Annotated in this window: 25 protein-coding genes and 1 tRNA gene; 18 read left to right on the top strand and 8 right to left on the bottom strand. The window is 33.2% G+C overall.

Features of this window, described 5'->3' with window-relative positions; all coding sequences use genetic code 11:
- Positions 1-99 precede the first annotated feature (99 nt).
- From mraZ to LG649_RS08120, 15 genes are all read left to right on the top strand, one after another.
- Complete coding sequence (gene mraZ / locus LG649_RS08050; protein ID WP_226543117.1) at positions 100-570, top strand: division/cell wall cluster transcriptional repressor MraZ; 471 nt, start codon at positions 100-102, stop codon at positions 568-570.
- Positions 557-1,453, top strand: coding sequence for a 16S rRNA (cytosine(1402)-N(4))-methyltransferase RsmH (rsmH, locus tag LG649_RS08055; RefSeq protein WP_226543119.1), 897 nt, complete (start codon positions 557-559; stop codon positions 1,451-1,453). The genes mraZ and rsmH overlap by 14 nt, the downstream gene beginning before the upstream one ends.
- Positions 1,454-1,774, top strand: coding sequence for an FtsL-like putative cell division protein (locus LG649_RS08060; protein WP_226543121.1), 321 nt, complete (start codon positions 1,454-1,456; stop codon positions 1,772-1,774).
- A gap of 61 nt (positions 1,775-1,835) precedes the next feature.
- Positions 1,836-3,797: a penicillin-binding protein gene (locus LG649_RS08065; protein ID WP_226543561.1), complete on the top strand. Its 1,962-nt coding sequence runs from the start codon at positions 1,836-1,838 to the stop codon at positions 3,795-3,797.
- Positions 3,794-5,257 carry a UDP-N-acetylmuramoyl-L-alanyl-D-glutamate--2,6-diaminopimelate ligase gene (locus LG649_RS08070; RefSeq protein WP_226543123.1) on the top strand — a complete coding sequence of 488 codons (1,464 nt, stop codon included), beginning with the start codon at positions 3,794-3,796 and terminating at the stop codon, positions 5,255-5,257. The genes LG649_RS08065 and LG649_RS08070 overlap by 4 nt, the downstream gene beginning before the upstream one ends.
- A 51-nt stretch (positions 5,258-5,308) precedes the next feature.
- Positions 5,309-6,550, top strand: a complete 1,242-nt coding sequence (gene mraY / locus LG649_RS08075) for a phospho-N-acetylmuramoyl-pentapeptide-transferase (protein WP_226543125.1) — start codon at positions 5,309-5,311, stop codon at positions 6,548-6,550.
- 54 nt (positions 6,551-6,604) lie between these two features.
- Positions 6,605-7,942, top strand: coding sequence for a UDP-N-acetylmuramoyl-L-alanine--D-glutamate ligase (gene murD, locus LG649_RS08080; protein ID WP_226543127.1), 1,338 nt, complete (start codon positions 6,605-6,607; stop codon positions 7,940-7,942).
- 103 nt (positions 7,943-8,045) lie between these two features.
- Entirely contained in the window at positions 8,046-9,239 is a 1,194-nt protein-coding gene (locus tag LG649_RS08085) for an FtsW/RodA/SpoVE family cell cycle protein (protein ID WP_226543129.1), read from the top strand.
- Between the two features lie 30 nt (positions 9,240-9,269).
- On the top strand, positions 9,270-10,373 hold the full coding sequence (gene murG, locus LG649_RS08090) for an undecaprenyldiphospho-muramoylpentapeptide beta-N-acetylglucosaminyltransferase (RefSeq protein WP_226543138.1): 1,104 nt from the start codon (positions 9,270-9,272) through the stop codon (positions 10,371-10,373).
- The gene (gene murC, locus LG649_RS08095; RefSeq protein WP_226543140.1) at positions 10,373-11,719 is read left to right on the top strand and encodes a UDP-N-acetylmuramate--L-alanine ligase; all 1,347 of its coding nucleotides are present in this window, start codon (positions 10,373-10,375) and stop codon (positions 11,717-11,719) included. Before murG ends, murC begins: the two co-directional genes overlap by 1 nt.
- Before the next feature lie 16 nt (positions 11,720-11,735).
- Positions 11,736-12,428, top strand: coding sequence for a cell division protein FtsQ/DivIB (locus LG649_RS08100; protein WP_317197654.1), 693 nt, complete (start codon positions 11,736-11,738; stop codon positions 12,426-12,428).
- Between the two features lie 57 nt (positions 12,429-12,485).
- Positions 12,486-13,814 (top strand): cell division protein FtsA, encoded by a 1,329-nt coding sequence (ftsA, locus tag LG649_RS08105; RefSeq protein WP_226543562.1) that lies wholly within the window; start codon positions 12,486-12,488, stop codon positions 13,812-13,814.
- Positions 13,815-13,868: 54 nt separating this feature from the next.
- A complete protein-coding gene (ftsZ, locus tag LG649_RS08110) occupies positions 13,869-15,863 on the top strand; it encodes a cell division protein FtsZ (protein ID WP_226543144.1) in 1,995 nt (664 codons plus the stop codon).
- Between the two features lie 128 nt (positions 15,864-15,991).
- Positions 15,992-16,441 carry a GatB/YqeY domain-containing protein gene (locus tag LG649_RS08115; RefSeq protein ID WP_226543146.1) on the top strand — a complete coding sequence of 150 codons (450 nt, stop codon included), beginning with the start codon at positions 15,992-15,994 and terminating at the stop codon, positions 16,439-16,441.
- A gap of 11 nt (positions 16,442-16,452) precedes the next feature.
- Positions 16,453-16,526: transfer RNA gene (locus tag LG649_RS08120), tRNA-Arg, on the top strand.
- Between the two features lie 256 nt (positions 16,527-16,782).
- Here the strand turns inward: LG649_RS08120 and LG649_RS08125 are convergent.
- From LG649_RS08125 to LG649_RS08135, 3 genes are read right to left on the bottom strand one after another with little or no spacing between them, the layout of a single operon-like run.
- Positions 16,783-16,986 (bottom strand): hypothetical protein, encoded by a 204-nt coding sequence (locus LG649_RS08125; RefSeq protein WP_226543148.1) that lies wholly within the window; start codon positions 16,984-16,986, stop codon positions 16,783-16,785.
- 2 nt (positions 16,987-16,988) lie between these two features.
- A complete protein-coding gene (locus LG649_RS08130; protein ID WP_044633803.1) occupies positions 16,989-17,336 on the bottom strand; it encodes a hypothetical protein in 348 nt (115 codons plus the stop codon).
- Between the two features lies 1 nt (position 17,337).
- Complete coding sequence (locus LG649_RS08135) at positions 17,338-17,664, bottom strand: YtxH domain-containing protein (protein ID WP_044633802.1); 327 nt, start codon at positions 17,662-17,664, stop codon at positions 17,338-17,340.
- A gap of 175 nt (positions 17,665-17,839) precedes the next feature.
- Here LG649_RS08135 and LG649_RS08140 point away from each other — a divergent pair, with 175 nt between their 5' ends.
- The 3 genes from LG649_RS08140 to LG649_RS08150 all read left to right on the top strand — a co-directional run bounded on the left by LG649_RS08140 (position 17,840) and on the right by LG649_RS08150 (position 20,571).
- Positions 17,840-19,204, top strand: a complete 1,365-nt coding sequence (locus LG649_RS08140) for an NAD-dependent succinate-semialdehyde dehydrogenase (protein WP_226543150.1) — start codon at positions 17,840-17,842, stop codon at positions 19,202-19,204.
- A 37-nt stretch (positions 19,205-19,241) separates the two neighbouring features.
- On the top strand, positions 19,242-20,078 hold the full coding sequence (locus LG649_RS08145; RefSeq protein WP_226543152.1) for a zinc-dependent peptidase: 837 nt from the start codon (positions 19,242-19,244) through the stop codon (positions 20,076-20,078).
- A 76-nt stretch (positions 20,079-20,154) separates the two neighbouring features.
- Entirely contained in the window at positions 20,155-20,571 is a 417-nt protein-coding gene (locus tag LG649_RS08150) for a CBS domain-containing protein (RefSeq protein WP_226543154.1), read from the top strand.
- On the opposite strand, the gene rpe is transcribed toward LG649_RS08150, so the two are convergent.
- The 5 genes from rpe to LG649_RS08175 all read right to left on the bottom strand — a co-directional run bounded on the left by rpe (position 20,568) and on the right by LG649_RS08175 (position 25,174).
- On the bottom strand, positions 20,568-21,230 hold the full coding sequence (gene rpe / locus LG649_RS08155) for a ribulose-phosphate 3-epimerase (RefSeq protein ID WP_226543156.1): 663 nt from the start codon (positions 21,228-21,230) through the stop codon (positions 20,568-20,570). The genes LG649_RS08150 and rpe overlap by 4 nt on opposite strands.
- A gap of 36 nt (positions 21,231-21,266) precedes the next feature.
- On the bottom strand, positions 21,267-21,677 hold the full coding sequence (locus tag LG649_RS08160) for a BLUF domain-containing protein (protein WP_226543158.1): 411 nt from the start codon (positions 21,675-21,677) through the stop codon (positions 21,267-21,269).
- 80 nt (positions 21,678-21,757) lie between these two features.
- Entirely contained in the window at positions 21,758-22,162 is a 405-nt protein-coding gene (locus tag LG649_RS08165; RefSeq protein WP_226543160.1) for a BLUF domain-containing protein, read from the bottom strand.
- Between the two features lie 183 nt (positions 22,163-22,345).
- Positions 22,346-23,209: a sigma-70 family RNA polymerase sigma factor gene (locus LG649_RS08170; RefSeq protein WP_019387909.1), complete on the bottom strand. Its 864-nt coding sequence runs from the start codon at positions 23,207-23,209 to the stop codon at positions 22,346-22,348.
- Positions 23,210-23,389: 180 nt separating this feature from the next.
- A complete protein-coding gene (locus LG649_RS08175; protein WP_226543163.1) occupies positions 23,390-25,174 on the bottom strand; it encodes a RagB/SusD family nutrient uptake outer membrane protein in 1,785 nt (594 codons plus the stop codon).
- Positions 25,175-25,194 lie beyond the last annotated feature (20 nt).

The raw sequence follows: 25,194 nt of genomic DNA on the forward strand, positions 1-25,194 counted from the left end.
AAACTCAAGAAATTATTAACAAAGTGGTATAAAGTGGTAAAATGTGGTAAAATTTTCAATATCTTTGAAATATAAACGTTATAGCTATAAATTTTCATATTGGATTTAATCACAGGTACATACGATTGTAAGGTTGATGCAAAAGGCAGGTTAATGATGCCGGTTGCAATCAAAAAACAGTTGTCTGCTGTGTTGCAGAATGGTTTTGTGTTGCGTCGTTCTGTGTTTCAAAAGTGTTTGGAGTTGTATCCAATGAGTGAGTGGCAGGCTTTAATGCAGAAAATGAATAAGCTAAATAAGTTCAAGAAAAAAAATAATGATTTTATAAGACGTTTTACAGCAGGGGCTAAAATAGTTGAAGTGGATGCAAGTGGGAGGCTTCTTATACCTAAAGATTTAACTGTTTTTGCTAATATTTCTAAAGATATTGTTGTGGCTTCGGCTATAAATATCATTGAAATTTGGGATAAAAATTTATATGAACAAGCCATAGATGATGCAGCTTTAGATTTTGCTGATTTAGCTGAGGAGGTTATGGGGCAAGACGATGATGAATATGGAATATCATAATCCTGTGTTATTGAAAGAAACTGTTGATGGTTTAAACATAAAGCCAGATGGTGTTTATGTCGATGTTACATTTGGTGGTGGTGGGCATAGTAAAGAAATTTTAAAACGACTTGGGGAAAGTGGTAAACTCTATGCTTTTGATCAGGATAAAGATGCGCTTGAAAATGCTATTGATGATCCTCGATTTACTTTAATTCATGAGAATTTTAGGTTTATAAAACGATTTTTAAGGTTTTATGGGGTGAAACAAGTAGATGGTGTTTTGGCAGATTTTGGTGTATCGTCACATCAGTTTGATGTTGCTGAACGTGGGTTTTCAACTCGCTTTGAGGCTAAGTTGGATATGCGTATGAATCAGGATGAAGGTTTGTCGGCATTCCATGTGGTTAATGAATACAGTGAGGAGCAGATAAAACAAGTGTTGTTGCAGTACGGTGAGTTAAGATCGGCTCCGGCTATGGCTCGATTAATTGTTGAGTATCGGCAAACGGAGCCTATTGTAACGAGCGAGCAATTAAAATTGGTGCTTAAAAAGTTTTTGCCACCAAGACATGAAAATAAAGTGTTGGCTCAAATCTATCAAGCTATTCGTATAGAAGTGAATCAGGAAATTGAGGTTTTAAAAGAGTTTTTGTTGCAAACGCCAGAGATTTTAAACGAAAGAGGGAGGTTGAGTTTTATCTCCTATCATTCTTTAGAAGATCGATTGGTAAAGCGTTTTATTAGAAACGGCATGTTTGAAGGTGAACCGGAGCGAGATATGTTCGGGAATTTTGAAGTTCCGCTTAAAAAAGTTGGGGGCTTAATAGTGCCAACAAAAGAAGAAATTAAAATAAATAATAGGGCTAGAAGCGCAAAGCTTAGAATTGCTGAAAAGGTTTAAGTGAAAAAAAGTATTTATAACATATTAAAGGGAACATTTTTAGTAAGCGATGATGCTTTTAAGAACTGGCGCTTCATTTTGTTTGTGTCTTTTTTAGCAATTGTAATGATTGCAAGTTCTCATAGTGCCGATAAAAAAGTGTACGAGATTGCGCGATTAAAAAATGAAGTGAAAGAAATGCGTTCTGAGTTTGTAGATGGGCGCTCTAGGTTGATGAGGCTTAAAATGGAATCGTCTGTTGTTAAAATTATGAAAGAAAAAGGAATGGCAACATCGGTTATTCCACCTAAAAAAATAAAAGTAAAATCACAGAATAGATAATTAAAACGTGGCGGTAAACGAAAAAAGCATATTAAATAGGTTGTATTTTGTGTCGGGGTGTATGTTCATCTTTGGTGTTGCTGTGGTTTTTAAGCTGCTTACTATACAATTTATTCAAGGAGAAAAATACCGAGATTTGGCAACTAAAAGAGTTGTTAAAGATGTGGTTATACCTGCTAATCGTGGTAATGTATATTCTGTTAATGGTAATCTGTTAGCAACATCGGTGCCAAAATACGATATTCGTTTTGATGCTTTAACTCCGTCTAATTCAAACTTTGAAAAATATGTAAAACCTTTAAGTGACTCTCTTGCTAAATATTCAGGACGAACATCTTCAAGTTACGAAAAAAAATTACGAAAAGCGCGTGCTAACAGGAATAGGTATTTTCTTATAGCTAGAAATATTGGGTATTCAGATTATATAAGGTTAAGGGGTTTTCCACTTTTTGAATTAGGTGCTTTTAAAGGAGGTTTAATAGTTGAGCAAAACACAAAGAGAGAGCACCCAATGGGTGGTATTGCGCAAAGAACTATTGGTTATGAGCGTTTTGATGAAGATGGTAATGTAACGCGTCCAGGAATAGATGGTGCTTTTGGTGTTAAGTATTTGCGAGGTGTAGATGGAAAGCGAAAAAAACAACGCATAGCCAAGGGGCAATGGAAACCATTAAATGATGCTAATGAGGTTGAGCCTAAAGATGGTTATGATGTTTACACAACAATAGATGTGAATATTCAAGATATTGCGCATCATGCACTTTTGGAGCAATTAGAAAAGTATAAAGCAGATCATGGCTGTGTTGTGGTTATGGAAACCAAAACTGGTGAAATAAGAGCAATATCAAATTTAGGTAGAAATAAAAATGGTAATTATTACGAGCGTTTAAATTACGCAGTAGGTGAAAGGCATGAACCTGGATCAACATTTAAGTTAATGGCGCTTGCTGCTGCTTTTGAAGATAAATTGGTAGATACAAGTGATGTTGTAGATACTGAAAAAGGTGTTTTAAGTTTTTATGGGAAAAAGGTTCGCGACTCTAAATATGGTGGATACGGAAAAATTTCGGTTTCTAAAGCCTTTGAGGTGTCATCTAATACCGGTATTGTAAAAGCTATAGATCAAGCTTACAAAAAACAACCATCAAAATTTGTGGATAGGTTGTATGCCATGAGTTTAAAAGATAGTTTGAGTCTTCCTTTAATAGGGGAACCAAAGCCAATTATCCCAGACCCTAGAATTAAAAACGGACGTTGGAGTGGTATTGCGCTTCAATGGATGGCTTATGGTTACGGGGTGTCATTTACACCTTTGCAAACATTAGCTTTTTATAATGCTGTGGCTAACGATGGGGTTATGGTTAAGCCAAGGTTTTTAAAAGAGGTTAAGGAGTTTGATAGGGTGGTAGAGCCATTTAAAAAAGAGGTTATTAACGAGCAAATTTGTTCAAAAGAAACGGTTGGTAAGTTGCAGCAATTACTTAAAAATGTTGTGGCTAAAGAGCATGGAACTGGGCATCGTTTATTTTCAGAAAATTTTTCAATGGCAGGAAAAACTGGTACTTGCCAAAAGGATTACACTAATAAAGAAAAATTAAATTATATATCCTCTTTTGCTGGTTATTTTCCTGCTGAAGATCCTAAGTATTCTTGTATTGTTGTTATTCATGAGCCTGATAAAAGTGTGGGTTATTACGGTGCAGATGTTTCAGGGCCAGTATTTAAAAAGGTTGCTCAAAAAATATTTATAGATACGCCTATTGTAGATGAAATTGAAACTTTAAACATTGTAAAAGCCTCTGTTAAAAAGGAGCATGATAAGTTTTATGATATCGCACAGCGATATAAAACTATTATGCCAGATTTGATTGGTTTTCCAGTCATGGATGCAGTCGTGCTTCTAGAAAATATGCAAGTAGATGTGAAAGTGAAACTTAATGGTACTGGTGTTGTTAAGTCGCAATCCATAAATAAAAACACCAAGTTAAAAAATAATCAAACCGTAGTATTAACAGCATCATGATGGTTTTAAAAGACATATTATATAAGGTAGCTATAAATGCTGTTGTAGGTAGTACGCTTACAAAGGTGCATGCAGTAAATTTCGATTCTAGAAAAATTGCTGCAAACGATTTGTTTGTTGCTATAAATGGTGTTACGGTTGATGGTCATGAGTTTATCGATGTGGCTATAAAAAAAGGCGCAAAAAGTATTGTTTGTGAGCGTATTCCTGAGGTTTTGGTTGATGGGGTGACATATGTTGAGGTAGATAACTCGAACAAAGCTTTGGCAATAATAGCTTCAAATTATTACGAAAATCCATCTGAAAACTTAAAGTTAGTTGGTGTAACAGGAACTAACGGAAAAACTACGGTTGCAAGTTTGTTATATCAGCTGTTTAAAAATGCTGGTTACAAGGTTGGGTTGTTGTCTACTGTAAAAATAATGGTTGATAATGTTGAGTATAAAGCAACGCACACTACGCCAGACTCGTTGACTATAAATAGGTATTTAACTGAAATGAGTGCTGCTGGTGTGGAGTTTTGTTTTATGGAAGTGAGCTCGCACGGTATTCATCAGTATCGTACCGAAGGATTACATTTTGAAGGTGGTATATTTACTAATCTGTCTCACGATCATTTAGATTATCATAAAACGTTTGCTGAATACCGAGATGTTAAAAAGAAGTTTTTTGATGAGTTATCGCCAAAATCATTTGCATTAGTAAATATTGATGATAAAAATGGCATGGTAATGCTGCAAAATACCAAAGCTAAAAAATACACTTACGCATTAAAAGAGTATGCCGATTATAAAGCCCAAATTCTAGAAAATCAACTTACTGGTTTGCTGCTAAAGGTTAACGATAGCGAAGTTTGGACAAGGCTTATTGGGAATTTCAACGCCTATAATGTGTTGGCGATTTTCGCTACAGCGGAATTGTTAGGACTTGAAAAAGTTGAAGTTTTAAGGTTGATAAGCGATTTGCAAAGTGTTAGCGGACGTTTTCAGTATTTAATTTCAGATACAAAAATCACTGCTATTGTAGACTATGCCCATACGCCAGATGCTTTAAAAAATGTGTTAGAAACTATAAATAGCATTCGCACAAAAAACGAAGAGTTAATAACGGTTGTGGGGTGTGGTGGTGATCGCGATAAAACGAAGCGACCTAAAATGGGGCATATTGCTTCGGCCTTAAGCACTAAAGTCATTTTTACAAATGATAATCCTCGAACAGAAAACGCGCAAAATATTTTAAATGAAATTGAAAATGGTGTAGAACCTCAAAATTTTAAAAAGGTTTTAACGATTGCAGATAGAAAACAGGCTATAAAAACAGCTTGCCAAATGGCGCAACCAAACGATATTGTTTTAATAGCGGGTAAAGGTCATGAGAACTATCAAGAGATAAAAGGAGAGCGTTTCGATTTCGATGATTTTAAAATTGTAAAAGAGTTATTAGTAAAACTAGAAAAATAATGGTCACGCTGAGCGCAGTCGAAGTGTAATTAAAAAATCAAAAAATAAAGAATGTTATACTACTTATTTGAATATTTAGAAAAACAGTTTCAGTTTCCTGGAGCCACGCTTTTTGGGTTTTTAACCTTCAGAGCGGCTTTAGCTATGATATTGTCTTTATTAATATCAACTATCTACGGTAAGCGCATCATTGGTTTTTTACAAAAAAAGCAAATGGGAGAAACTATTCGCGATTTAGGTTTATCGGGTCAGGCAGAAAAGGCAGGTACGCCAACCATGGGTGGAATCATTATTATAATTGCCACTTTAATACCGGTATTGCTTATTGCAAAACTTGAGAATGTATACATCATTCTATTAATTGTTACTACGCTCTGGATGGGAGTTATTGGTTTTGTAGACGATTATATTAAAAAGTTTAAAAATGATAAAGAAGGCTTAAAAGGTAAGTTTAAAGTAATGGGGCAAGTTGGTCTGGGTGTTATTGTAGGAGCTACATTATACTTTAGCCCTGCGGTTACTATGAAAGAAAAGTTACCTGTAGAACAACAACAAGTGCTGTTGGCAGAAAACCCTGAAATAGCCCCATCAAAATTATTTAAGCCAGAAGAAAAATCAACAAAAACTACAATTCCATTTTTTAAAGGAAATGAGTTTGATTATGCCGATTTAATTACATGGATTAGTCCGAGCCTTGAAAAATACGCTTGGGTCATTTTTATAATAGTCGCCATTTTTATAATCACGGCGGTTTCAAACGGCGCAAACCTAACTGATGGTATTGATGGTTTAGCTGCCGGTACTTCTGCAATAATAGTTCTAGTACTAGGCATTTTTGCTTGGATTTCTAGTAACATCATATTTTCAGAGTATTTAAATATAATGTACATCCCAAGGGTGGAAGAAATCACCATTTATACCACAGCTTTTGTTGGAGCTTTAATCGGATTTTTATGGTACAATACTTATCCAGCGCAAGTATTTATGGGAGATACTGGTAGTTTAACCATAGGTGGTATTATTGCTGTAATAGCTATTGCAGTTCGTAAGGAATGGTTAATTCCTGTGTTGTGTGGCATCTTTTTAGCTGAAAATTTATCTGTGGTTATGCAAGTAAGTTGGTTTAAATATACCAAGAAAAAATATGGAGAAGGTCGTCGCATTTTCAAAATGTCGCCTCTACATCATCATTATCAAAAATTAGGATATCATGAAAGTAAAATAGTAACACGATTTTGGATTGTGGGTATTTTGTTAGCTATTCTTTCAATAGTAACCTTAAAAATCAGATAAAATGTCACACTGAGCGCAGTCGAAGTGTTTCAAGTATTAAAAAGTAAAAATTAAATGAAAAAACAAAAGCTTGTAATTCTTGGTGGAGGAGAAAGTGGAGTTGGAACTGCACTTTTAGGAAAGGCAAAAGGTTACGATGTTTTTGTTTCAGATAAAGGAAAAATTAAAGAAAACTATAAAGAAGTTCTTATACATAATGAGATTGAATGGGAAGATGAGCAGCATAGCGAATCTAAAATTTTAGATGCCGATGTGGTTATGAAAAGCCCAGGAATTCCAGATAAAGTGGCTTTGGTAAAACAAATTCGTGAAAAGGGAATACCTGTGGTTTCAGAAATTGAATTTGCATCAAAATTTACAAATGCTACAGTTGTTGGAATTACCGGGAGTAACGGTAAAACTACTACGGCAAGTTTAACGCATCATATTTTAAAACAAGAATTAAATGTGGGGCTTGCGGGAAATATTGGCGACAGTTTTGCTAAACAAATTTTAGAGGAGGATTTTGATAATTACGTGCTGGAAATAAGCAGTTTTCAGTTGGATGATATCAAAGATTTTAAGCCAAAAATTGCTGTGATAACCAATATAACACCCGATCATTTAGATCGATATGATTATAAGTTTGAAAATTACATTGCTTCAAAATTTAAAATAGCAATGAATCAAACAAAAGAGGATTATTTGATTTATGATGCCGATGATGAAGTTATTACTAATCATTTAAAAAACAACCCAGTTCAATCAACATTATTGCCATTTTCATTAACTAAGACTATAGAAAACGGCGCGTATTTAAAGAACGATAACATAATAATAACAATAGAAAAAAGCCAGATAATTATGCCGACATCAAACTTGACATTAGAAGGGAAGCACAACGTAAAGAATGCTATGGCGTCTTCAACAGTTGCTCATTTATTAAAAATTAGAAAACAAACTATTCGTGAGAGTTTAGAGAATTTTCAAGGTGTCGAACATCGCTTAGAAGAAGTGCTAAAAATCAACAAAGTAAAATACATTAACGACTCTAAGGCAACCAATGTAAATGCAACATATTTTGCTTTAGAAAGTATGGATGCACCAACCGTTTGGATTGTTGGTGGTGTAGATAAAGGAAATAATTACCAAGAGTTATTTCGATTTGTGAATGAAAAGGTAAAGGCTATTATTTGTTTAGGTGTAGATAATAAAAAGTTGTTTGAGGCTTTTGGTAATATGGTTGATATTATTGTTGAAACAGAATTTATGAGCGAAGCTGTAAAAATTGCTTATAAAGTGGCTGAGTCTGGAGATAATGTATTGTTGTCACCAGCATGTGCAAGTTTTGATTTGTTTGAAAATTACGAAGATAGAGGACGCCAATTTAAAAACGCTGTAAGAAATTTATAAACCTAGTGTGTCACACTGAGCTCAGTCGAAGTGTATTTAGGTTAAAAAATGAAAATAAGAAACAATAAAATAAAAGTTCTTTTTAAGAAGGAAGAAATAAAGAATGCAAGCACTATTTAAAAACATAAAAGGAGATAGGTTAATTTGGGCAATTGTTGCGCTGTTGGCTATTTTATCGTTTTTGCCAGTGTATAGTGCGGCTAGTAATTTAGCTTATAAAAGTGGAGGAAATACGTTTGCCTTTTTTGTAAAACACTTTATGCACTTGTTTTTTGGTTTTGTTATAATGTTTGGTGTGCATAAAATACCTTATCGATATTTTAGAGGGTTGTCTTTAATCATGATACCGGTGGTGTTGGTGCTTTTAGCTATTACCATGCTTCAAGGAACAACTATCGCGGGTGCAAATGCTAGCCGATGGATACAAATACCATTTGTAGGTATGTCTTTTCAAACATCAACGCTGGCGTCTGTTGTTTTAATGGTTTATGTGTCCAGGTACATGTCTAAAATTAAAGATAAAAATGTAACTTTTAAAGAAACTATTTTACCACTTTGGTTAGTGGTTTTCTTAATACTTATATTAATTTTGCCAGCGAATTTTTCAACAGCAGCTATTATGTTTTTAATGGTATTGATGTTGGTTTTCTTGGGAGGTTATCCAATAAAGTATTTGGCTGTAATTGTGGGTTCCGGGGTGTTGGTTTTAACAATGTTTGTGCTAGCAGCAAAAGCATTTCCCGATGCTATGCCCAACCGTGTTGATACATGGATGGGGCGTATTGAAAGTTTTTCAAATCCAGAAGATACAGAATCCGATTATCAAATTGAGAAGGCAAAAATAGCTATAGCAACGGGCGGTATAAAAGGTGTTGGTCCTGGAAAAAGTATGCAAAAAAACTTTTTACCACAATCATCATCCGATTTTATTTTTGCCATCATTATTGAGGAGTATGGTTTAATAGGTGGCTTTACAATCATGATTTTGTATTTGTGGTTGTTGTTCAGAATTGTAATTGTGGCACAAAAATCAGATACTATTTTCGGGAAATTATTAGTGCTCGGTGTAGGCTTGCCCATTGTTTTTCAGGCTTTAATAAATATGGCTGTTGCAGTAGAGTTATTTCCGGTTACGGGGCAAACCTTGCCATTAATTAGTAGTGGTGGTACCTCTATTTGGATGACTTGCTTAGCTATTGGTATTATTCTAAGTGTAAGTGCTAAAAGAGAAGAGATTAAAGAACAAGAAAATATAGAAGATAACCCTTTAGAGGTTTTAAGCGAAGCACTCGATTAAAGTTTTAAAAGTGTAAATAATCACGAATTAGTGACAAAAAAAGAAACATATAAAATTATTTTATCCGGAGGTGGTACAGGAGGTCATATTTATCCTGCTGTAGCCATTGCTAACGAGTTAAAATCACGTTACCCAAATGCTGAATTTTTGTTTGTAGGCGCCAAGGATAGAATGGAAATGGAAAAAGTGCCACAAGCGGGATATAATATAGAAGGCTTGTGGATTTCTGGAATTCAGCGTAAGTTGACATTGAAGAATGCCATGTTCCCAATAAAATTGATTAGTAGTTTGTGGAAAGCTCGTAAAATTGTAAGTGCCTTTAAACCTGACTTTGCCATTGGTACAGGCGGTTTTGCGAGTGGTCCGCTACTTCATGTGGCAGCTTCAAAAGGTATTCCAACTTTAATACAAGAACAAAATTCATTTCCGGGAATCACTAATAAATTGTTAGCTAAAAAAGTTAATAAAATATGTGTAGCCTATGATGGTTTAGAGCGTTTTTTCCCAAAAGATAAAATTGTAAAAACAGGAAACCCGGTTCGTAAAGGGCTTTTAAATATAGAAGATAAAACTGTTGAAGCTAAAAACTTCTTCAATTTAAAACATGGTAAAAATACACTTTTAGTTATAGGCGGAAGTCTTGGGTCAAGACGTATTAATCAATTAATTGAAAAGGAATTAGATTTTCTAGACATGCAAAATGTCCAAATTATTTGGCAATGTGGTAAGTTGTATTATCAGCAGTATAAAATTTATAACAATACAAAAAACGTGCAAGTTTACGAGTTTTTAAATAATATGGATTTTGCTTATGCTGCTGCAGATATTATAGTGTCTCGTGCGGGAGCAAGTTCGGTTTCCGAATTATGCATTGTTGGTAAGCCAGTGATATTTATACCGTCTCCAAATGTAGCTGAAGACCATCAAACTAAAAACGCTATGGCGATTGTAGAGAAGGATGCAGCGTTATTAATTAAAGAAGAAGATTTAGATGCCGACTTTCAAAATAAATTTTCACAATTGGTATCTTCTTCAGAAAAGCAAAAAGTTTTAGGGGCAAATATTAAAAAATTAGCATTGGTAAATGCAACAAACGATATTGTAAAAGAGGTTGAAAACCTATTAAAAAAGTAATGAATTTAAGTAATATACATACTATTTATTTTGTTGGCATTGGCGGTATAGGCATGAGTGCTTTAGCGCGTTATTTTCATGCTAATAATAAAGAGGTTGTAGGTTACGATAAAACTGAAACCGAAATAACTAAAAGTTTAGAAGCTTTAGGTGTAAAAGTTCACTATAGCGACGATGCATCTTATGCATCATCATTTAAAAATGAAGACACCTTAGTAGTCTACACGCCTGCTATTCCTAAAATTCATGGAGAATTAAATTATTTTTTTGATAATGATTTTCAGGTTTTAAAGCGTTCTGAAGTATTAGGTTTAATAACCGAAAATACATTTTGTTTAGCCGTAGCAGGAACACATGGTAAAACAACAACAACCAGTATTTTAGGGCATTTAATGCATGAATGTAATGTGCCTTTAACAGCGTTTTTGGGTGGAATAACAGAGAATTATAACTCAAATTTAATTTTAAAAGGCAATGAAGTTTCGGTAGTTGAAGCCGATGAGTTCGATAGATCATTTTTAACTCTCTCTCCAAACTTGGCCTGTATAACTTCTATGGATGCCGATCATTTAGATATTTATGGAAGTAAAGATGAGTTAACAAAATCGTTTGAAGATTTTACAAAACAATTAAAACCCAATGGTAAATTGTTTGTAAAGAATGGTTTGCCTTTAAAGGGAATAACTTACGGAATTGAAGATGATGCTGATTATTCTGTGCAAAATATCAAAATAGAAAATGGTACTTATGTTTTTGATGTTAAAACACCAGAAGCAGTACTTAAAAATTTACACTTTAACCTGCCTGGGAGACATAATTTGTCGAATGCTTTAATAGCCTTGGCGATGTCTGTAGAGTATGGGTGCCCTCACCAGCAGCTCGCCAAAGCATTAGCATCTTACAAAGGAGTTAAGCGTAGATTTTCATATCATATAAAAACGGATGATTTGGTTTTTATAGACGATTATGCGCATCATCCTGAAGAAATAAATGCGGTACACCAAGCGGTAAGGGAAATGTATCCTAATAAAAAAGTTTTGGCAATTTTTCAGCCACATTTGTTTAGTAGAACTCAGGATTTTGCAGACGAGTTTGCAATTAGTTTAGCAAAATTTGATGAGTTGTTTTTGTTAGATATTTACCCGGCAAGAGAATTGCCTATTAAAGGTGTGAACTCAAGTTGGTTGTTAAGCAAAATAGATAATAACAATAAAAAACTCGTAAGTAAAGAACATTTAATAAACGAAATTAAATCAACTCAAGCCGATATAGTTTTAACTATTGGGGCTGGAGATATTGGAGCAGAAGTAGAACACATAAAAAACGCGTTACAGATTGCAAATTAAGTGGCATTACATAAAAATGATTTTATTGCTAGGTTTAGTAGTTTTTTTATTTGCTTTTGCATCTGGAAAAAATGCAAAACGTAATATTCCTAAACCTAAAATTAATTTCTTAGGCGAGGATAACTTGTTTATAACCAGTGATAATGTTAGTAAATTGTTAATACAAAATTATGGAGCTCTTAAAAATGTAACCAAAGAAACTTTAGATTTGAACGTGTTGGAAAATGCCCTTAAGTCTAACGCCATGATTAAAAATGCCGAAGTGTATTTGTCTGTAGACGGTACACTTAATGCCGAAGTCGAGCAAAAAACACCTATTGCAAGAGTAAGCACAAAGGTGTCATATTATATTGATACTGATGGTGAATATATGCCATTATCAAGTAATTTTTCGGCCAGAGTACCATTAATTACTGGTTATGTAGAAAAAAATAACTTAAAAAACCTCTATGAGGTTGCCCAAAAAGTTACAAACGATAATTTTTTAAAAACGCATGTTTACGAAATTCATCAAGATAAAAACGAAAAGCTTTACCTAAAATTACGTCAATGTAATTTTATGGTAAAATTGGGAGATGTTGAGTTTATAGATAAAAAAGTAAATAACCTTAAAGCATTTTATAAAAAAACTTCAAAAGAAAAAACACTTAATAATTACAGTGTTGTTAATTTGCAGTTTGAAAACCAAGTAATTTGTACCAAAATTTAAGCCATGGAAAATTATCAATCAGCTGGATTAAATAAAGGCGAAACACATAAGGAAGAGATGGAGCATAATATTGCTGTTGGATTAGATATAGGAACCACTAAAATTGTGGCCATGATTGGCCAAAAAAACGAATACGGTAAACTTGAAATTTTAGGTATTGGTAAATCTAAAAGTCTAGGTGTACATCGTGGTGTAGTTAATAATATTACACAAACCATATTATCTATACAACAAGCCGTACAACAAGCAGAAGAAGCGGCAAACGTTAAAATAGAAGATGTAACCGTTGGTATTGCAGGACAGCATATTCGCAGCTTGCAACATAGCGATTATATTACTCGCACCACATCAGACACAGTTATTGATGATGATGATATTGATAGGTTAATAAACCAAGTGCACAAATTGGTAATGTTACCTGGTGAAGAAATTATACACGTATTACCACAAGAATATAAAGTAGATGGTCAAGGCGAAATACGCGAACCAATAGGTATGTATGGTGGCAGGCTTGAAGCTAATTTTCATGTTGTTGTAGGTCAAGTTTCTTCTATCAGAAATATTGGGAGGTGTGTACAAAGTGCAGGTTTAAATCTAGAAGGCATTACTCTAGAACCATTAGCATCTGCAAATGCTGTATTAAGTCAAGAAGAAAAAGAGGCTGGTGTAGCATTAATTGATATAGGAGGTGGTACAACAGACTTAGCCATTTTTCGCGACGGAATAATAAGGCATACAGCAGTTATTCCTTTTGGTGGAAATGTAATTACAGAAGATATTAAAGAAGGCTGTTCAATAATTGAAAAGCAGGCAGAATTATTAAAAATAAAATTTGGTTCTGCATGGCCAGGAGAAAATAAAGACAATGAAATTGTTTCTATTCCAGGATTAAGCGGAAGAGAACCAAAAGAAATTACTTTAAAAAACCTCTCTAAAATTATTAATGCCCGAATGGTAGAAATTGTAGAGCAGGTTTTTGCTGAAATTAAAAATTACGGTCACGAAGTACAAAAGAAAAAACTTATTGCAGGTATAGTGTTAACCGGTGGAGGTAGTCAACTAAAACATTTAAAACAGTTGGTTGAGTATATTACAGGAATGGATACGCGTATAGGTTATCCAAACGAACATTTAGCAGGCAACAGTGAGGAGGATTTAACAAGTCCGTTGTATGCAACTGCTGTTGGTTTAGTTCTTGATGGTATAAAGAGACAAGAACGAAAAAAGAACGAATTCCGCCAAAGTCAACAAGTAGTAGAAGATAAAATAGAAGATACAGAAGAAACTCAAATAGAAGAGCAAGAGGTGCAACCTCTAAAAGAAAGGCAATCCTTCCTAGATAAGTTAACCCAAAGGGTAAAAGACTTTCTAGATAATGCCGAATAAAATAATCCAAAGAATTAAAAATATTTAAGTACAAAACCCCGAAAACAGAATTTTATGAGCAGTAACAAAGAATTCGAAAGCATTTCATTCGATTTACCAAAAAACCAATCTAACGTCATTAAGGTAATTGGTGTTGGCGGTGGTGGTAGCAATGCCATTAATCATATGTTCCAGCAAGGTATTAAAGGTGTCGATTTTTACATTTGTAATACAGATTCACAAGCCCTTCAAAATAGTGGTGTTCCTAACAAAATTCAATTAGGTGTAAACCTTACCGAAGGTTTAGGTGCCGGTGCTAACCCAGAAATTGGAGAGCAAGCAGCTATTGAAAGTTTTGATGACATTACAACTATGTTAGACACTAACACTAAAATGGTGTTTATTACAGCTGGAATGGGCGGTGGTACGGGTACAGGTGCAGCACCAATAATAGCTAAAATGGCTAAAGATTTAGATATTTTAACGGTTGGTATTGTAACTATGCCTTTTCAGTTTGAAGGAAGAATGCGTATAGAGCAATCGCAAAAAGGTATCGAGAAATTACGAGATGTAGTAGATTCTTTAATTGTAATAAATAATAATAAACTACGTGAAGTTTATGGAAACTTAGGTTTTAAAGCTGGTTTCTCTAAAGCAGACGAAGTATTAGCCACAGCTGCTCGTGGTATTGCCGAAGTAATTACACATCACTATACTCAAAATATCGATTTGCGCGATGCTAAAACGGTATTAAGTAATAGTGGTACCGCTATAATGGGATCATCTTTGGCTTCAGGCCAAAATCGTGCTCAAGATGCTATTCGAAAAGCCTTAGATTCTCCATTGTTAAACGATAATAAAATTAGAGGGGCTAAAAATGTATTGTTGCTTATAGTTTCAGGTTCGCACGAAATTACCATTGATGAAATTGGTGAAATTAATGATCATATTCAAAACGAAGCAGGACATGGTGCTAACATTATAATGGGTGTTGGTGAAGATGAAACTCTAGAGGAATCAATTGCAGTAACCATTATTGCAACAGGTTTTGATGTAGAGCAACAAGATGAAATTTCTAACACAGAAACCAAACGAGTTGTACATGATTTAGGAGCAAGTGCAGAGGCAGAGATTGAAACAAAAGAAACAGAACCTGTTATAATTGCTCCAGTTATCGAGCTAGAAGAGAAAAAGGAACCACCAATTGTTCGTCATACATTAAATGTAGATGAAGAGCCAGATGAGTTAAGTGATATTGAAAAACGCATGATTAACAAGCAGCGCCTTGTAGAGCCTGTTATAGATTTAGAAGAAGATTTTGATATCATTCCTACATCTAATTTAATAAAAAATATTGATGTTGTATGCGATGAAGTACAAGCTAATTTTGAAGACGAAGACTTTATAATTAAGCCTGTTACAACATTGCAAGAAGAGAAAATAGAGCAGTTTGTTGAAGATGAAGAAGAAAAGCAATTTACACTTACTTTTGATTTGCCTTTATTTGATAAAAAAGAAGAAGAATCCACTTCAGAAAAACAAGTTGTTTCTCATCAATTAAACGATGAAGAAATTAATAATGTAGAGGTGGAAGCTTTTGAAGAAATAGTTCCAGAAGCAAATCAAGATTCAAAAGGGAATATTAGATACTCACTTGATGATTTTAATGAAGAAGAGCAAACACCATCAAACAAAACCATAGCTAAAAAAGAAATTATTGAAGCTGTAGATAAGGATGTAATTTTCGAGAAAAAAGTGCTTAGAAAACCTGTTGAAGAAGCACCGCAAACTGAAGATGTAGATCCTATGAATACACCAATTTCTGAAGTTTTAAAAGATAGAGCAGCCGAGCGACGTCGTAAAATGAAAGACTTTAACCATAAGTTTAATAGTTCGAAAATAGAGGATATTGAAAAAATACCGGCTTACAAACGTAAAGGCGTCGATTTAAATGCAGCAAGACATTCGTCAGAAACTAACAATATGTCTAGAACAAGCATTGGTTTAAATGATAACGACGATATACAAATCCGTACAAATAATTCTTTTCTGCATGATAATGTAGATTAAAATATTTTTAATTGATTAATTAGCTTTAAACCCGAAATGTTTCTCTCACCTTTTCGGGTTTTTCTTTGCTGTATTATTTCTTAAAAAATTAGAATCTTAGTATCTTCGCAATCCTAAAAAATAAGATAATGAGTTTACAAGAACAAGTTATGGCAGCGTTAAAAAACGCTATGAAATCTAAAGATCAAACAGCATTAACAGCATTAAGAGCTGTAAAGTCTGCAATTTTGTTGGCACAAACTGAGAGTGGAGCTAAAGAAGAATTAACAGAAGAGCAAGAACTAAAAATATTACAAAAGCAGGTAAAACAACGTCGCGATAGTGCAGCAGTTTTTACAGAGCAAGGTCGTGAGGATTTAGCAGAACCAGAATTGGCAGAAGCTAAAGTAATAGAGCAATTTTTACCAGAAGCGTTAAGTGAAGAAGAAATTGAAAAAGTTGTTGTTGCAACTATAGAGCAAGTTGGAGCAGAAGGAATGAAAGATATGGGTAAAGTTATGGGTATTGTTAGCAAAGAACTTGCAGGGCAAGCCGATGGTAAAACTATATCTAGCATAGTTAAAGCAAAATTAGCTTAAATTAAAATAATGGCTGCGTAGTTCAACTGGATAGAATATCAGATTTCGGCTCTGAGGGTTGGGGGTTCGAATCCCTTCGCGGTCACGAATAAATAAAAAACTTCCACGTCAAATCAAGCTCGCTTGAATTTGTAAGTGGGAGTTTTTTATTTTCAAAGCGGAGCTTTGCGGGATATTTAATCCCGATATTTCAATTGCTAAATAAGTTAGTAGTAACCAATTTTCTTGAATTTGTAAGCATGAGTTTTTTATTTTAAAGCTATGCTTTAAGGGATATTTAAATTCTTTAAAAAAACAAATCGCCCACATATTTTAATATGTGGGCGATTATATTTATTAAGTTATTTAATTATTTTTTTTACTAGCATCATAATGCTATATTTTTTTAAAATGCTAAACCCTGTTTGCATCCAGTGGTAAGGTTGTAAAGTTTCTTTAAAATCGTTTTTACAGCTTTTTAATTCCTCCCATGCAATTTGTTTTTCAAGATCTAATTGTTTTAGGTGTCGTTTTATATCTGCTTCATTTTTGTATTGCTTTACCATAATTATTCAAAAAAAGTTTTAGATAGTGAGCGTATCACTATATTGTTTATAAAACCTCTAGCGAAATAAAATATAATAGATAATAATAAAAATACACCACCAACAATTAAATAGCCTAAAGGTACGCTATTTAAAGCGTTACCAATAGCTACCGCTGCCGATATAGCTAAGAATAAAAATGCTACAAGAATTAAGGCTCCCATGCAAATAGTTTTAAATAGGAGGCTCATAGATGAGGTTAGTTGTTGAAATACTTTTAACCTGTAAAATTCGTGCGATTTTTTTAAATATTCTTCGCCTTTATCTATAGCTTTATTTGAGGTTTCGTTAATATGTTCAAAAACCGACATATTACTTCTGTAGTTTTTTGTTCTTATCTTTTAAATCTTTAAGCTTTTTTTCTAACGTAGTAATCACGTCTTCAGCTTTATAACTAGCATCAGAGACAACATGCTCTAATTGGGCATCTAAAGTTGCTTTTTTGGTAGTTAATGTACTTGCTACTTGATTTTTTAAATCCTCGGCTGTAGAAGCTATGTTGTCTTTAGCAGCTTCAGCTTCTTCTCTTAATTTTCTTCTAGTGTTGGTTCCTTTATCTGGAGCAAAAAGAATTCCTAATGTGGCACCTATAGCTCCACCTAATAAAAGTCCTAATGCAGAATTTGTGTTGTTACTCATAATCTTGTTTTTTTTAATGATTAAACTTTAATTTTTCAACTATTTTAAGTTACCATTATTTACGTAAAAACATTCTTAAAGAAGTTACAATGTTTTAATAAACTTATGTTAAACAGTCTTTTAGAATATGGACTTTAAAGCATTATGTGTAATTTCAAATAAAAACAGTATTACTATGAAAAATAAAATTGAAACTATAAATCCGTATAACCAAGAATCTTTACAAACATATAAATATCATACTAAAAAAGATATTGATGGTATTTTAAAACAGGCAGATTCAACTTTTGAAGATTGGCGTAAAATAGAGATTAAAGAACGAGTAAATCTATTAGAAAATTTAGCTAACTTAATGGAAGATAATAAAGAAAAGTATGCTAAATTAATGACTGCAGAAATGGGAAAACCCATTAGCCAAAGTATTGCAGAAATTGAAAAATGTGTTTGGCTTTGTGATTTTTATATTACTAATGCCGAAGAGTTTTTAGCAGATAGTATAATTGAAACCGATGCTCACGAAAGTTTTATAAGCTACGATCCTTTAGGGGCAGTTTTGGCTGTTATGCCATGGAATTATCCGTTTTGGCAAGTCATGCGTTTTGCTATTCCGTCACTTACGGCAGGAAATGTTGGGCTATTAAAACATGCTTCTAATGTGTCGGGAACTGCTATAGCTATTCAAGAATTATTTGAGGAGGCAGGTTATCCAAAAGGGTGTTTTCAAACCTTATTAATAGGCCATGAGTTAATTGAAGATATTATAGCCAGCGACACTGTAAAAGCGGTTACACTTACAGGGAGCGAAGTTGCAGGAAGAAGTGTAGCAGCCATTGCTGGTAAAAATTTAAAGAAAACGGTTTTAGAGTTAGGCGGAAATAATGCTTGTGTAGTTTTTGATGATGCTAATTTAGATGAACATCTAGAAACTATGATAAAAGCCAGAATGCAAAATACCGGGCAAAGTTGTATTGCAGCCAAGCGTTTTATAGTATCCGAAGGTATTTACGATGAATTTTTAGAGCGTTTTACTAGAAGTGTTTTAGAGCTTAAGTCTGGTAACCCTGAAGATAAGGACGTTTTTATGGGGGTTATGGCTAGAGAAGATTTGGCAGAAGAATTAGAGGAGCAAGTAAATCAATCTGTAAAAATGGGAGCCAAAATTGTAACCGGAAACAAACGCCATAAAGCTTATTTTGAGCCTACAATTGTTACAGAAATAACTCCAGATATGCCTGTTTTTAAGGAAGAAACCTTTGGTCCGGTAGCAGCTATAATAAAAGCAAAAAATAATGAAGAAGCCATTGCATTGGCTGCAAATTCAAGGTTTGGCTTAGGTACCATGATTTTTACAGAAAATGTAGATAGTGTATATAAAGAAATAGGAAATATACCCGACGGCGCTTTGTTTGTTAACGATATGGTTAAATCTGACCCAAGATTACCCTTTGGAGGAACAAAAGCTTCAGGTTATGGTAGAGAATTATCAAAAGAAGGAATTTTAGAATTTGTAAACATAAAAACAGTTTATATAAAAAAGTAATGTAATTTTACAGAAACAAACTTTAACCTACATACTTTTGTTTAATACTTTAAATACGTCCTCTCAAGTTATTATTATTGGTTTTATAATCGTTTTGCTTGGGCTTGTTTTTAACTATAGTTTTAAGTTAATAGAAACTGCCTATGTAGTAAAATATAGAAAGCCGTTTTTTAATCATTTTTATATTATTTTAAAGCAGTTAAATGTAAATGACCGTAATTTTTTAAAAAATAGTTTTAAGTTTTATTCACGATTATCTTTTAAGGAGCAAAAATATTTTGAACATAGGTTAATTAGATTTAAAAATGATAAGGACTTTTTAGGAAGAGAAGGCGTGGAGGTTACTGAAGAGATGAAAATATTAATATCGGCAACAGCTGCAATGCTAACTTTTGGTTTTCGTGAATATTTAATTCCTTCCATTGAAAGAATTGTGGTGTATCCCGACGTGTTTTTTTCAACTACAAATCAAACCTATAATAAAGGAGAATTCAACCCAAGTTTAAAGTCGCTAGTCTTATCCTGGAAAGATTTTAAAAAAGGCTATGCCATTCAAGATGATAATATAAATTTAGGAATACACGAATTTACTCATGCTATTCAAATAAACAGTATACAATCTCGCGATGTTAGCTCTATAATATTTAGTGATACATTTGCCGAATTATCAAAATTACTACATAGTGAAGAATATTTGAAAAGCAGTTTAGTGAAATCTAAATATTTTAGAGATTACGCTTATACAAATCAATTTGAATTTTTAGCCGTAGCATTAGAAACTTTTATAGAAACACCATCGGAGTTTAAAAGTCAGTTTCCGGAGATTTATTATAAAATTAGGCAAATGCTTAATTTTGAAGTGGCAGGCTATTAAGTTTTATTCATGACAATTATCATAAATTTTAGTGTATACATTTTATAATTTTAATCAAATAAAAATATAAAATGTCATGATACGAAAGGTTCCAGTTTCAATGTTAATGACCACGCCCGTTATAACATTACAAAAAGAAGATAGTTTAGAAAAGGCCGATATGTTGTTTAAAAAACACCATATACGCCATATTCCTATAGTAGAAGGTAATAGGGTTATAGGTATGTTAAGTTACACAGATTTACAGCGTTTAAGTTTTTGCGATTATAATTTAGCAGGAAATAACGAGGTTGATGCTATGGTTTACAATATGTCGATTAACCAAGTTATGAAAGAAAATATAGTAACCATATCAGCAGCAAGTAGCGTAAAAGAGGCTGCCGAAATATTTTCACGAGAAGAGTTTCATGCTCTTCCTGTTATAAAATACAATAAGTTAATAGGAATTATAACTACAACAGATTTAATAAAGCTGTTATTAAATCAATTTTAATTATTTACGCTTTGTTTTAAATTGGTAATGGTTTGTGTTTGATTTTTGCTTTTAAAAATAAAGCTTCCAGCAACTAATACATCTGCGCCTGCATCTGTAAGTTTTTTGCTGTTTTTATCGCTAACACCACCATCAATCTCAATTAAGGTATTAGCACCTTTTTCTGTTATAAGACTTTTAAGCTGAGCCACTTTATTGTAAGTGTTCTCAATAAAACTTTGTCCGCCAAAACCTGGATTAACACTCATAATGCAAACTAAATCGATGTCTTGTATTACATCTGCTAAAAGGTTTACATTGGTGTGCGGGTTTAAAGCAACTCCGGTTTTCATTCCTTCTGCTTTTATAGCTTGTAAAGTGCGGTGTAAATGCGTACAAGCTTCAAAATGTACGGTTAAATAATTAGCCCCTAGTTCTGCAAAGGTTTTTATGTATCTATCTGGGTCAACTATCATTAAATGAACATCAATAGTTTTTTTAGCATATTTGGTTATGGCTTGTAAAACAGGCATGCCAAATGATATGTTTGGTACAAATACACCATCCATAATGTCTATGTGAAACCAATCGGCATCACTATTATTAATCATTTCTATATCGCGTTGTAAGTTTGCGAAATCTGCAGCTAAAACAGAGGGTGCTATTAGTTTATTAGACATTTTAATAAGTAATTCTTTATTGCAAAGCTAATATTTTTATTGAACAGCTTCTAAAAGCTCTTCAACAATTTCTAAAAAAAGTGAGCTATTTTCTGCTTGTATAGAATTTAGCTTTAAAAGGTAATCATGAAGTTCGTATATGGATTCTGAGTCTTCTATAACTGTATATCCTGCGTTAAAGTTACTAAAGCTTCGACTAGATATAGAACGATTAACTAGCTGAATAATATTATTGTGTCTAGAATCATTTGTGATTTTTTTAAATAATTGATTAATTAAATCAGAATCTCCTTCAATTATTTGGAAAAAAACATGTTTATTTTTTACAAGTACTCCAGTTATATTATGTTTAACATTATTACTAACGGTTTCTTTAAATAGCATTTCAGCGGAAAGAATACTTAAACCTGGTTTTACTTTACTTGTATAAGAAATCGTTTTCAACATGAAGTAAAGTTAGTGTTTTTTATTTTAATTTGTAGGAAAAATTATAAAAATATTAACAATTTATTTACAAATTTTTAGCTTTAGCTATTAATAAATTGTTCAACCATTAAAATCACTCTATTTGCATCTTTACTATTAGCAGTTTTAAGCCACTCTAAATATTGATACAAATCTTTCAAGCCTTTGTTAGAGTTGGCAATAGTAAAGCCAAAGTTATAATCTTCAAAAATGCGTTGTTCTGTATTTGTGTTAATTATTATAAATAAATTTTGATGTCTTTTATCTTTTTTAATTACTTCAAAAAGAAGGTCTACTTGTTTAGTTTCGCCTTCCATAACTTGTAAAAAATTATGGTCTTTATGTATTAAAACGCCAGTTATATTATTTTTTTTATTGTTTTGTTTTATTCCATGGTAAAAAGAACTTAATGTTTCATTGAATTCTTTAATGCGGACATCACTTAAATAGCATATAGTTTTAAACATTGATGGTTGGTTGTATTAGTTTAATTGGCTTTTAAAAATAATCAAAAACACTTAAATACTATTGATTTTATAAAAAATAAACCCGCGGTAATCAGCCGCGGGTTCTTTCATCAATCAAAAAACGAACAGTTATGTGTAAACTGTTGTTACTTTTATTTAGTCGTAAATTTCATAAAAAACTTACTAACCTAAATATGTTTTTAATATTTTACTTCTAGATGTGTGTTTTAATCTGCGAATAGCTTTTTCTTTTATTTGGCGTACACGCTCACGAGTTAAATCGAAAGTTTCTCCAATTTCTTCAAGCGTCATTGGGTGTTGATTTCCTAAGCCAAAATATAAACGAATAACATCTGCTTCACGAGGTGTTAAAGTTTCAAGAGCTCGTTCAATTTCTGTGCGTAAAGATTCGTGTAATAATTCTTTATCTGGGTTTGGTGATTCGCCAGAGTTTAATACATCGTAAAGGTTAGAATCTTCACCTTCAACCAAAGGCGCATCCATACTTACGTGACGACCAGAATTTTTCATCGATTCTTTTACGTCATTAATTGTCATGTCTAACTCCTTAGCAATTTCTTCTGCAGAAGGTGGACGTTCGTGGCTTTGCTCTAAAAACGCAAATGTTTTATTAATTTTATTAATAGAACCAATTTTGTTTAAAGGTAAACGTACAATACGCGATTGTTCTGCTAATGCTTGAAGAATAGATTGACGAATCCACCAAACGGCGTACGATATAAATTTAAAACCACGAGTTTCATCAAAACGCTGTGCAGCTTTAATTAACCCTAAGTTTCCTTCGTTAATTAAATCAGGTAATGTTAAACCTTGATTTTGGTATTGCTTTGCTACAGAAACCACAAAACGTAAGTTTGCTTTTGTAAGTTTTTCTAAAGCTATTTGGTCGCCAGCTTTAATACGTTGAGCTAATTCAACTTCTTCGTCGGCAGTAATTAAGTCTACCTTACCAATTTCCTGTAGATATTTATCTAACGAAGCGGTTTCTCTATTGGTTACCTGCTTCGTAATTTTAAGTTGTCTCATCTAAAAATCTCCTGTAATTTAATTTGTGAATATTAGGGCATTCAATAGTTATACGCATGTATTTCAAAATATGTTACAAAAAAAGTGTTTTTTTTTATTTTAAATTTTTTCAATAACAGAAACACCTAAACAATTACATGCTTAGGTGTTTTAAAATAATTGGTTGTTTATAATGATGAATTAATAGCCAGGGTTTTGCAAAAGGTTATTATTTAAACCTATTTGAGATGTTGGTATTGGAAATAAATAATTGTTTCTTGAAAAATTACGAGTTGATGCCGGTTGAATTAATATGCATTCTCTTTCTCCAACTCCAGTTGTAGTACTTTCTGGGTTGTAGCTGTAAACACCTGGTGTGTATAAAGCATCGTTGCCCTCGTAAACTGTACCTTCTATAACTGCTCCATATACGGCTTCGCCTAATTCATCTTCTGCAATACCCCATCGTCTTAAATCTGAATAGCGTGAAGATGACTCAGCATACAGTTCAATGGCTCTTTCTCTTCTAATTTCAGTTTCAATATCCATATTGTTAGCAGCTAAAAACGCATTGGTAATAGGGGGTAAACCAGCGCGTTCTTTTATTAAATTTATAGAAGCATTCATTTGTGCATCTGTTAAACTTCCGTTTAATTCGTATAGGGCTTCGGCATACATTAAATATACTTCTGCTAAACGAATTAATGGTATATCGTAACTCTCTGTTTGTGTCGCTCTGTACGCATCTGCAGTTCCCCATTTCCAGCTCATGAATTTGGAATTGTAATATCCAAAGTTATTGGTTCCGTTTAATAGCACATCACCTGTTTGAGGTATTTCTCCAAGTGTTTCATGATTTGTAAAATAAGCACGCATTCTAAAATCTCTATTTTGAAATTCGTCTTGCGTATCGTAATAGCCTTCAAACATATCGGATTCTGTAATAGGTAAACCGTCTGTGCATAAAAACAAGTCCATCATTTTTCTACTAGGTCTTAATCTTCCGTTATAAACGTGGCTTACTAAAGTGTTTGCTTGCCTAAATGTAAAGTCGTATTTACCGTATAGTATAAATTCTTTGTTAGTTGCTTTATCTAAACCTGCCGGATTAGATCCGCTATCTTCAAGATTGAATAGGAAATTAGAGCTTAAATTATCTAAAACATCGTTATAATTCCATAGTTCGAAACTTGATGAATTCATAACAGCCTCCGTTAGGGTTACTACTTCTTCAAAATACGGTGTTATATTTGCGGCATCATAGCCAGAGCTTCCTGCCCCAGAGCTTACACCATCTCCATCGGTTGTTGTGCCCACATATTTTAGCCAAGACGCTTCGTGTAATAAAACTTTAGCTTTAAAAGCCATAGCGGCTTCTTTACTAATTTTACCTTTATCTTCTGAAGCTATATTTGCCTCGTATGGTAATCCAGCAATTGCATCATCTAAATCAGTTTTAATTTGTTCTACAACTTCATATCTGCTGTTTCGGGCTGAATATAATTCTTCAGAGTTTACATCTAGAGAGCGTGTTACAAGTGTTACGCCACCATAACGTTGTACTAAAAAGAAATATTGAAATGCTCTATGGAATTTTGATGCGGCCACATATTCAACAATACTTTCTGTACCAGAATAAGATTCTGCACGTTCAAGAAGTAAATTTATGTCTCTAATATATTCATAGGTATCAGTGTAATAGTCATCATCAACAGGAGCTAAAGTTTCACCTCTGGAATATTCTTGCATGTCACCGCCTTCAAAATAACCTACTAAATCTGAGCCATGACTTGAATATATAGGTTGATCTCCCCAGCCAGTTAAATAAGTGTAAAATCTATTTGAGCCAGATAAAAAGTGTTCGGCTTCATTGTAATAAACATCTTCCGTAATTGATGCTGGAGGTGTAAGGTCTATAAACTCGTCTTCACACGAAGTAAAAACCGTAAAGATGCATGGTAGTATTATATATAAAATCTTTTTCATTTTTAAATGTGTTTTTAATG

The sequence above is a fragment of the Neotamlana laminarinivorans genome (assembly GCF_020523925.1).
In the GTDB taxonomy this organism is placed as follows: Bacteria; Bacteroidota; Bacteroidia; order Flavobacteriales; family Flavobacteriaceae; genus Neotamlana; species Neotamlana laminarinivorans.

Excerpts from the sequence above, each read along its gene's own strand:
- rsmH (WP_226543119.1), top strand. The coding sequence starts at position 557 with ATGGAATATCATAATCCTGTGTTATTGAAAGAAACTGTTGATGGTTTA.
- LG649_RS08065 (WP_226543561.1), top strand. The coding sequence starts at position 1,836 with ATGTTCATCTTTGGTGTTGCTGTGGTTTTTAAGCTGCTTACTATACAA.
- LG649_RS08070 (WP_226543123.1), top strand. The coding sequence starts at position 3,794 with ATGATGGTTTTAAAAGACATATTATATAAGGTAGCTATAAATGCTGTT.
- mraY (WP_226543125.1), top strand. The coding sequence starts at position 5,309 with ATGTTATACTACTTATTTGAATATTTAGAAAAACAGTTTCAGTTTCCT.
- murD (WP_226543127.1), top strand. The coding sequence starts at position 6,605 with ATGAAAAAACAAAAGCTTGTAATTCTTGGTGGAGGAGAAAGTGGAGTT.
- LG649_RS08085 (WP_226543129.1), top strand. The coding sequence starts at position 8,046 with ATGCAAGCACTATTTAAAAACATAAAAGGAGATAGGTTAATTTGGGCA.
- murC (WP_226543140.1), top strand. The coding sequence starts at position 10,373 with ATGAATTTAAGTAATATACATACTATTTATTTTGTTGGCATTGGCGGT.
- LG649_RS08100 (WP_317197654.1), top strand. The coding sequence starts at position 11,736 with ATGATTTTATTGCTAGGTTTAGTAGTTTTTTTATTTGCTTTTGCATCT.
- ftsA (WP_226543562.1), top strand. The coding sequence starts at position 12,486 with ATGGAGCATAATATTGCTGTTGGATTAGATATAGGAACCACTAAAATT.
- ftsZ (WP_226543144.1), top strand. The coding sequence starts at position 13,869 with ATGAGCAGTAACAAAGAATTCGAAAGCATTTCATTCGATTTACCAAAA.
- LG649_RS08115 (WP_226543146.1), top strand. The coding sequence starts at position 15,992 with ATGAGTTTACAAGAACAAGTTATGGCAGCGTTAAAAAACGCTATGAAA.
- LG649_RS08125 (WP_226543148.1), bottom strand. The coding sequence starts at position 16,986 with ATGGTAAAGCAATACAAAAATGAAGCAGATATAAAACGACACCTAAAA.
- LG649_RS08130 (WP_044633803.1), bottom strand. The coding sequence starts at position 17,336 with ATGTCGGTTTTTGAACATATTAACGAAACCTCAAATAAAGCTATAGAT.
- LG649_RS08135 (WP_044633802.1), bottom strand. The coding sequence starts at position 17,664 with ATGAGTAACAACACAAATTCTGCATTAGGACTTTTATTAGGTGGAGCT.
- LG649_RS08140 (WP_226543150.1), top strand. The coding sequence starts at position 17,840 with ATGAAAAATAAAATTGAAACTATAAATCCGTATAACCAAGAATCTTTA.
- LG649_RS08150 (WP_226543154.1), top strand. The coding sequence starts at position 20,155 with ATGATACGAAAGGTTCCAGTTTCAATGTTAATGACCACGCCCGTTATA.
- rpe (WP_226543156.1), bottom strand. The coding sequence starts at position 21,230 with ATGTCTAATAAACTAATAGCACCCTCTGTTTTAGCTGCAGATTTCGCA.
- LG649_RS08160 (WP_226543158.1), bottom strand. The coding sequence starts at position 21,677 with ATGTTGAAAACGATTTCTTATACAAGTAAAGTAAAACCAGGTTTAAGT.
- LG649_RS08165 (WP_226543160.1), bottom strand. The coding sequence starts at position 22,162 with ATGTTTAAAACTATATGCTATTTAAGTGATGTCCGCATTAAAGAATTC.
- LG649_RS08170 (WP_019387909.1), bottom strand. The coding sequence starts at position 23,209 with ATGAGACAACTTAAAATTACGAAGCAGGTAACCAATAGAGAAACCGCT.
- LG649_RS08175 (WP_226543163.1), bottom strand. The coding sequence starts at position 25,174 with ATGAAAAAGATTTTATATATAATACTACCATGCATCTTTACGGTTTTT.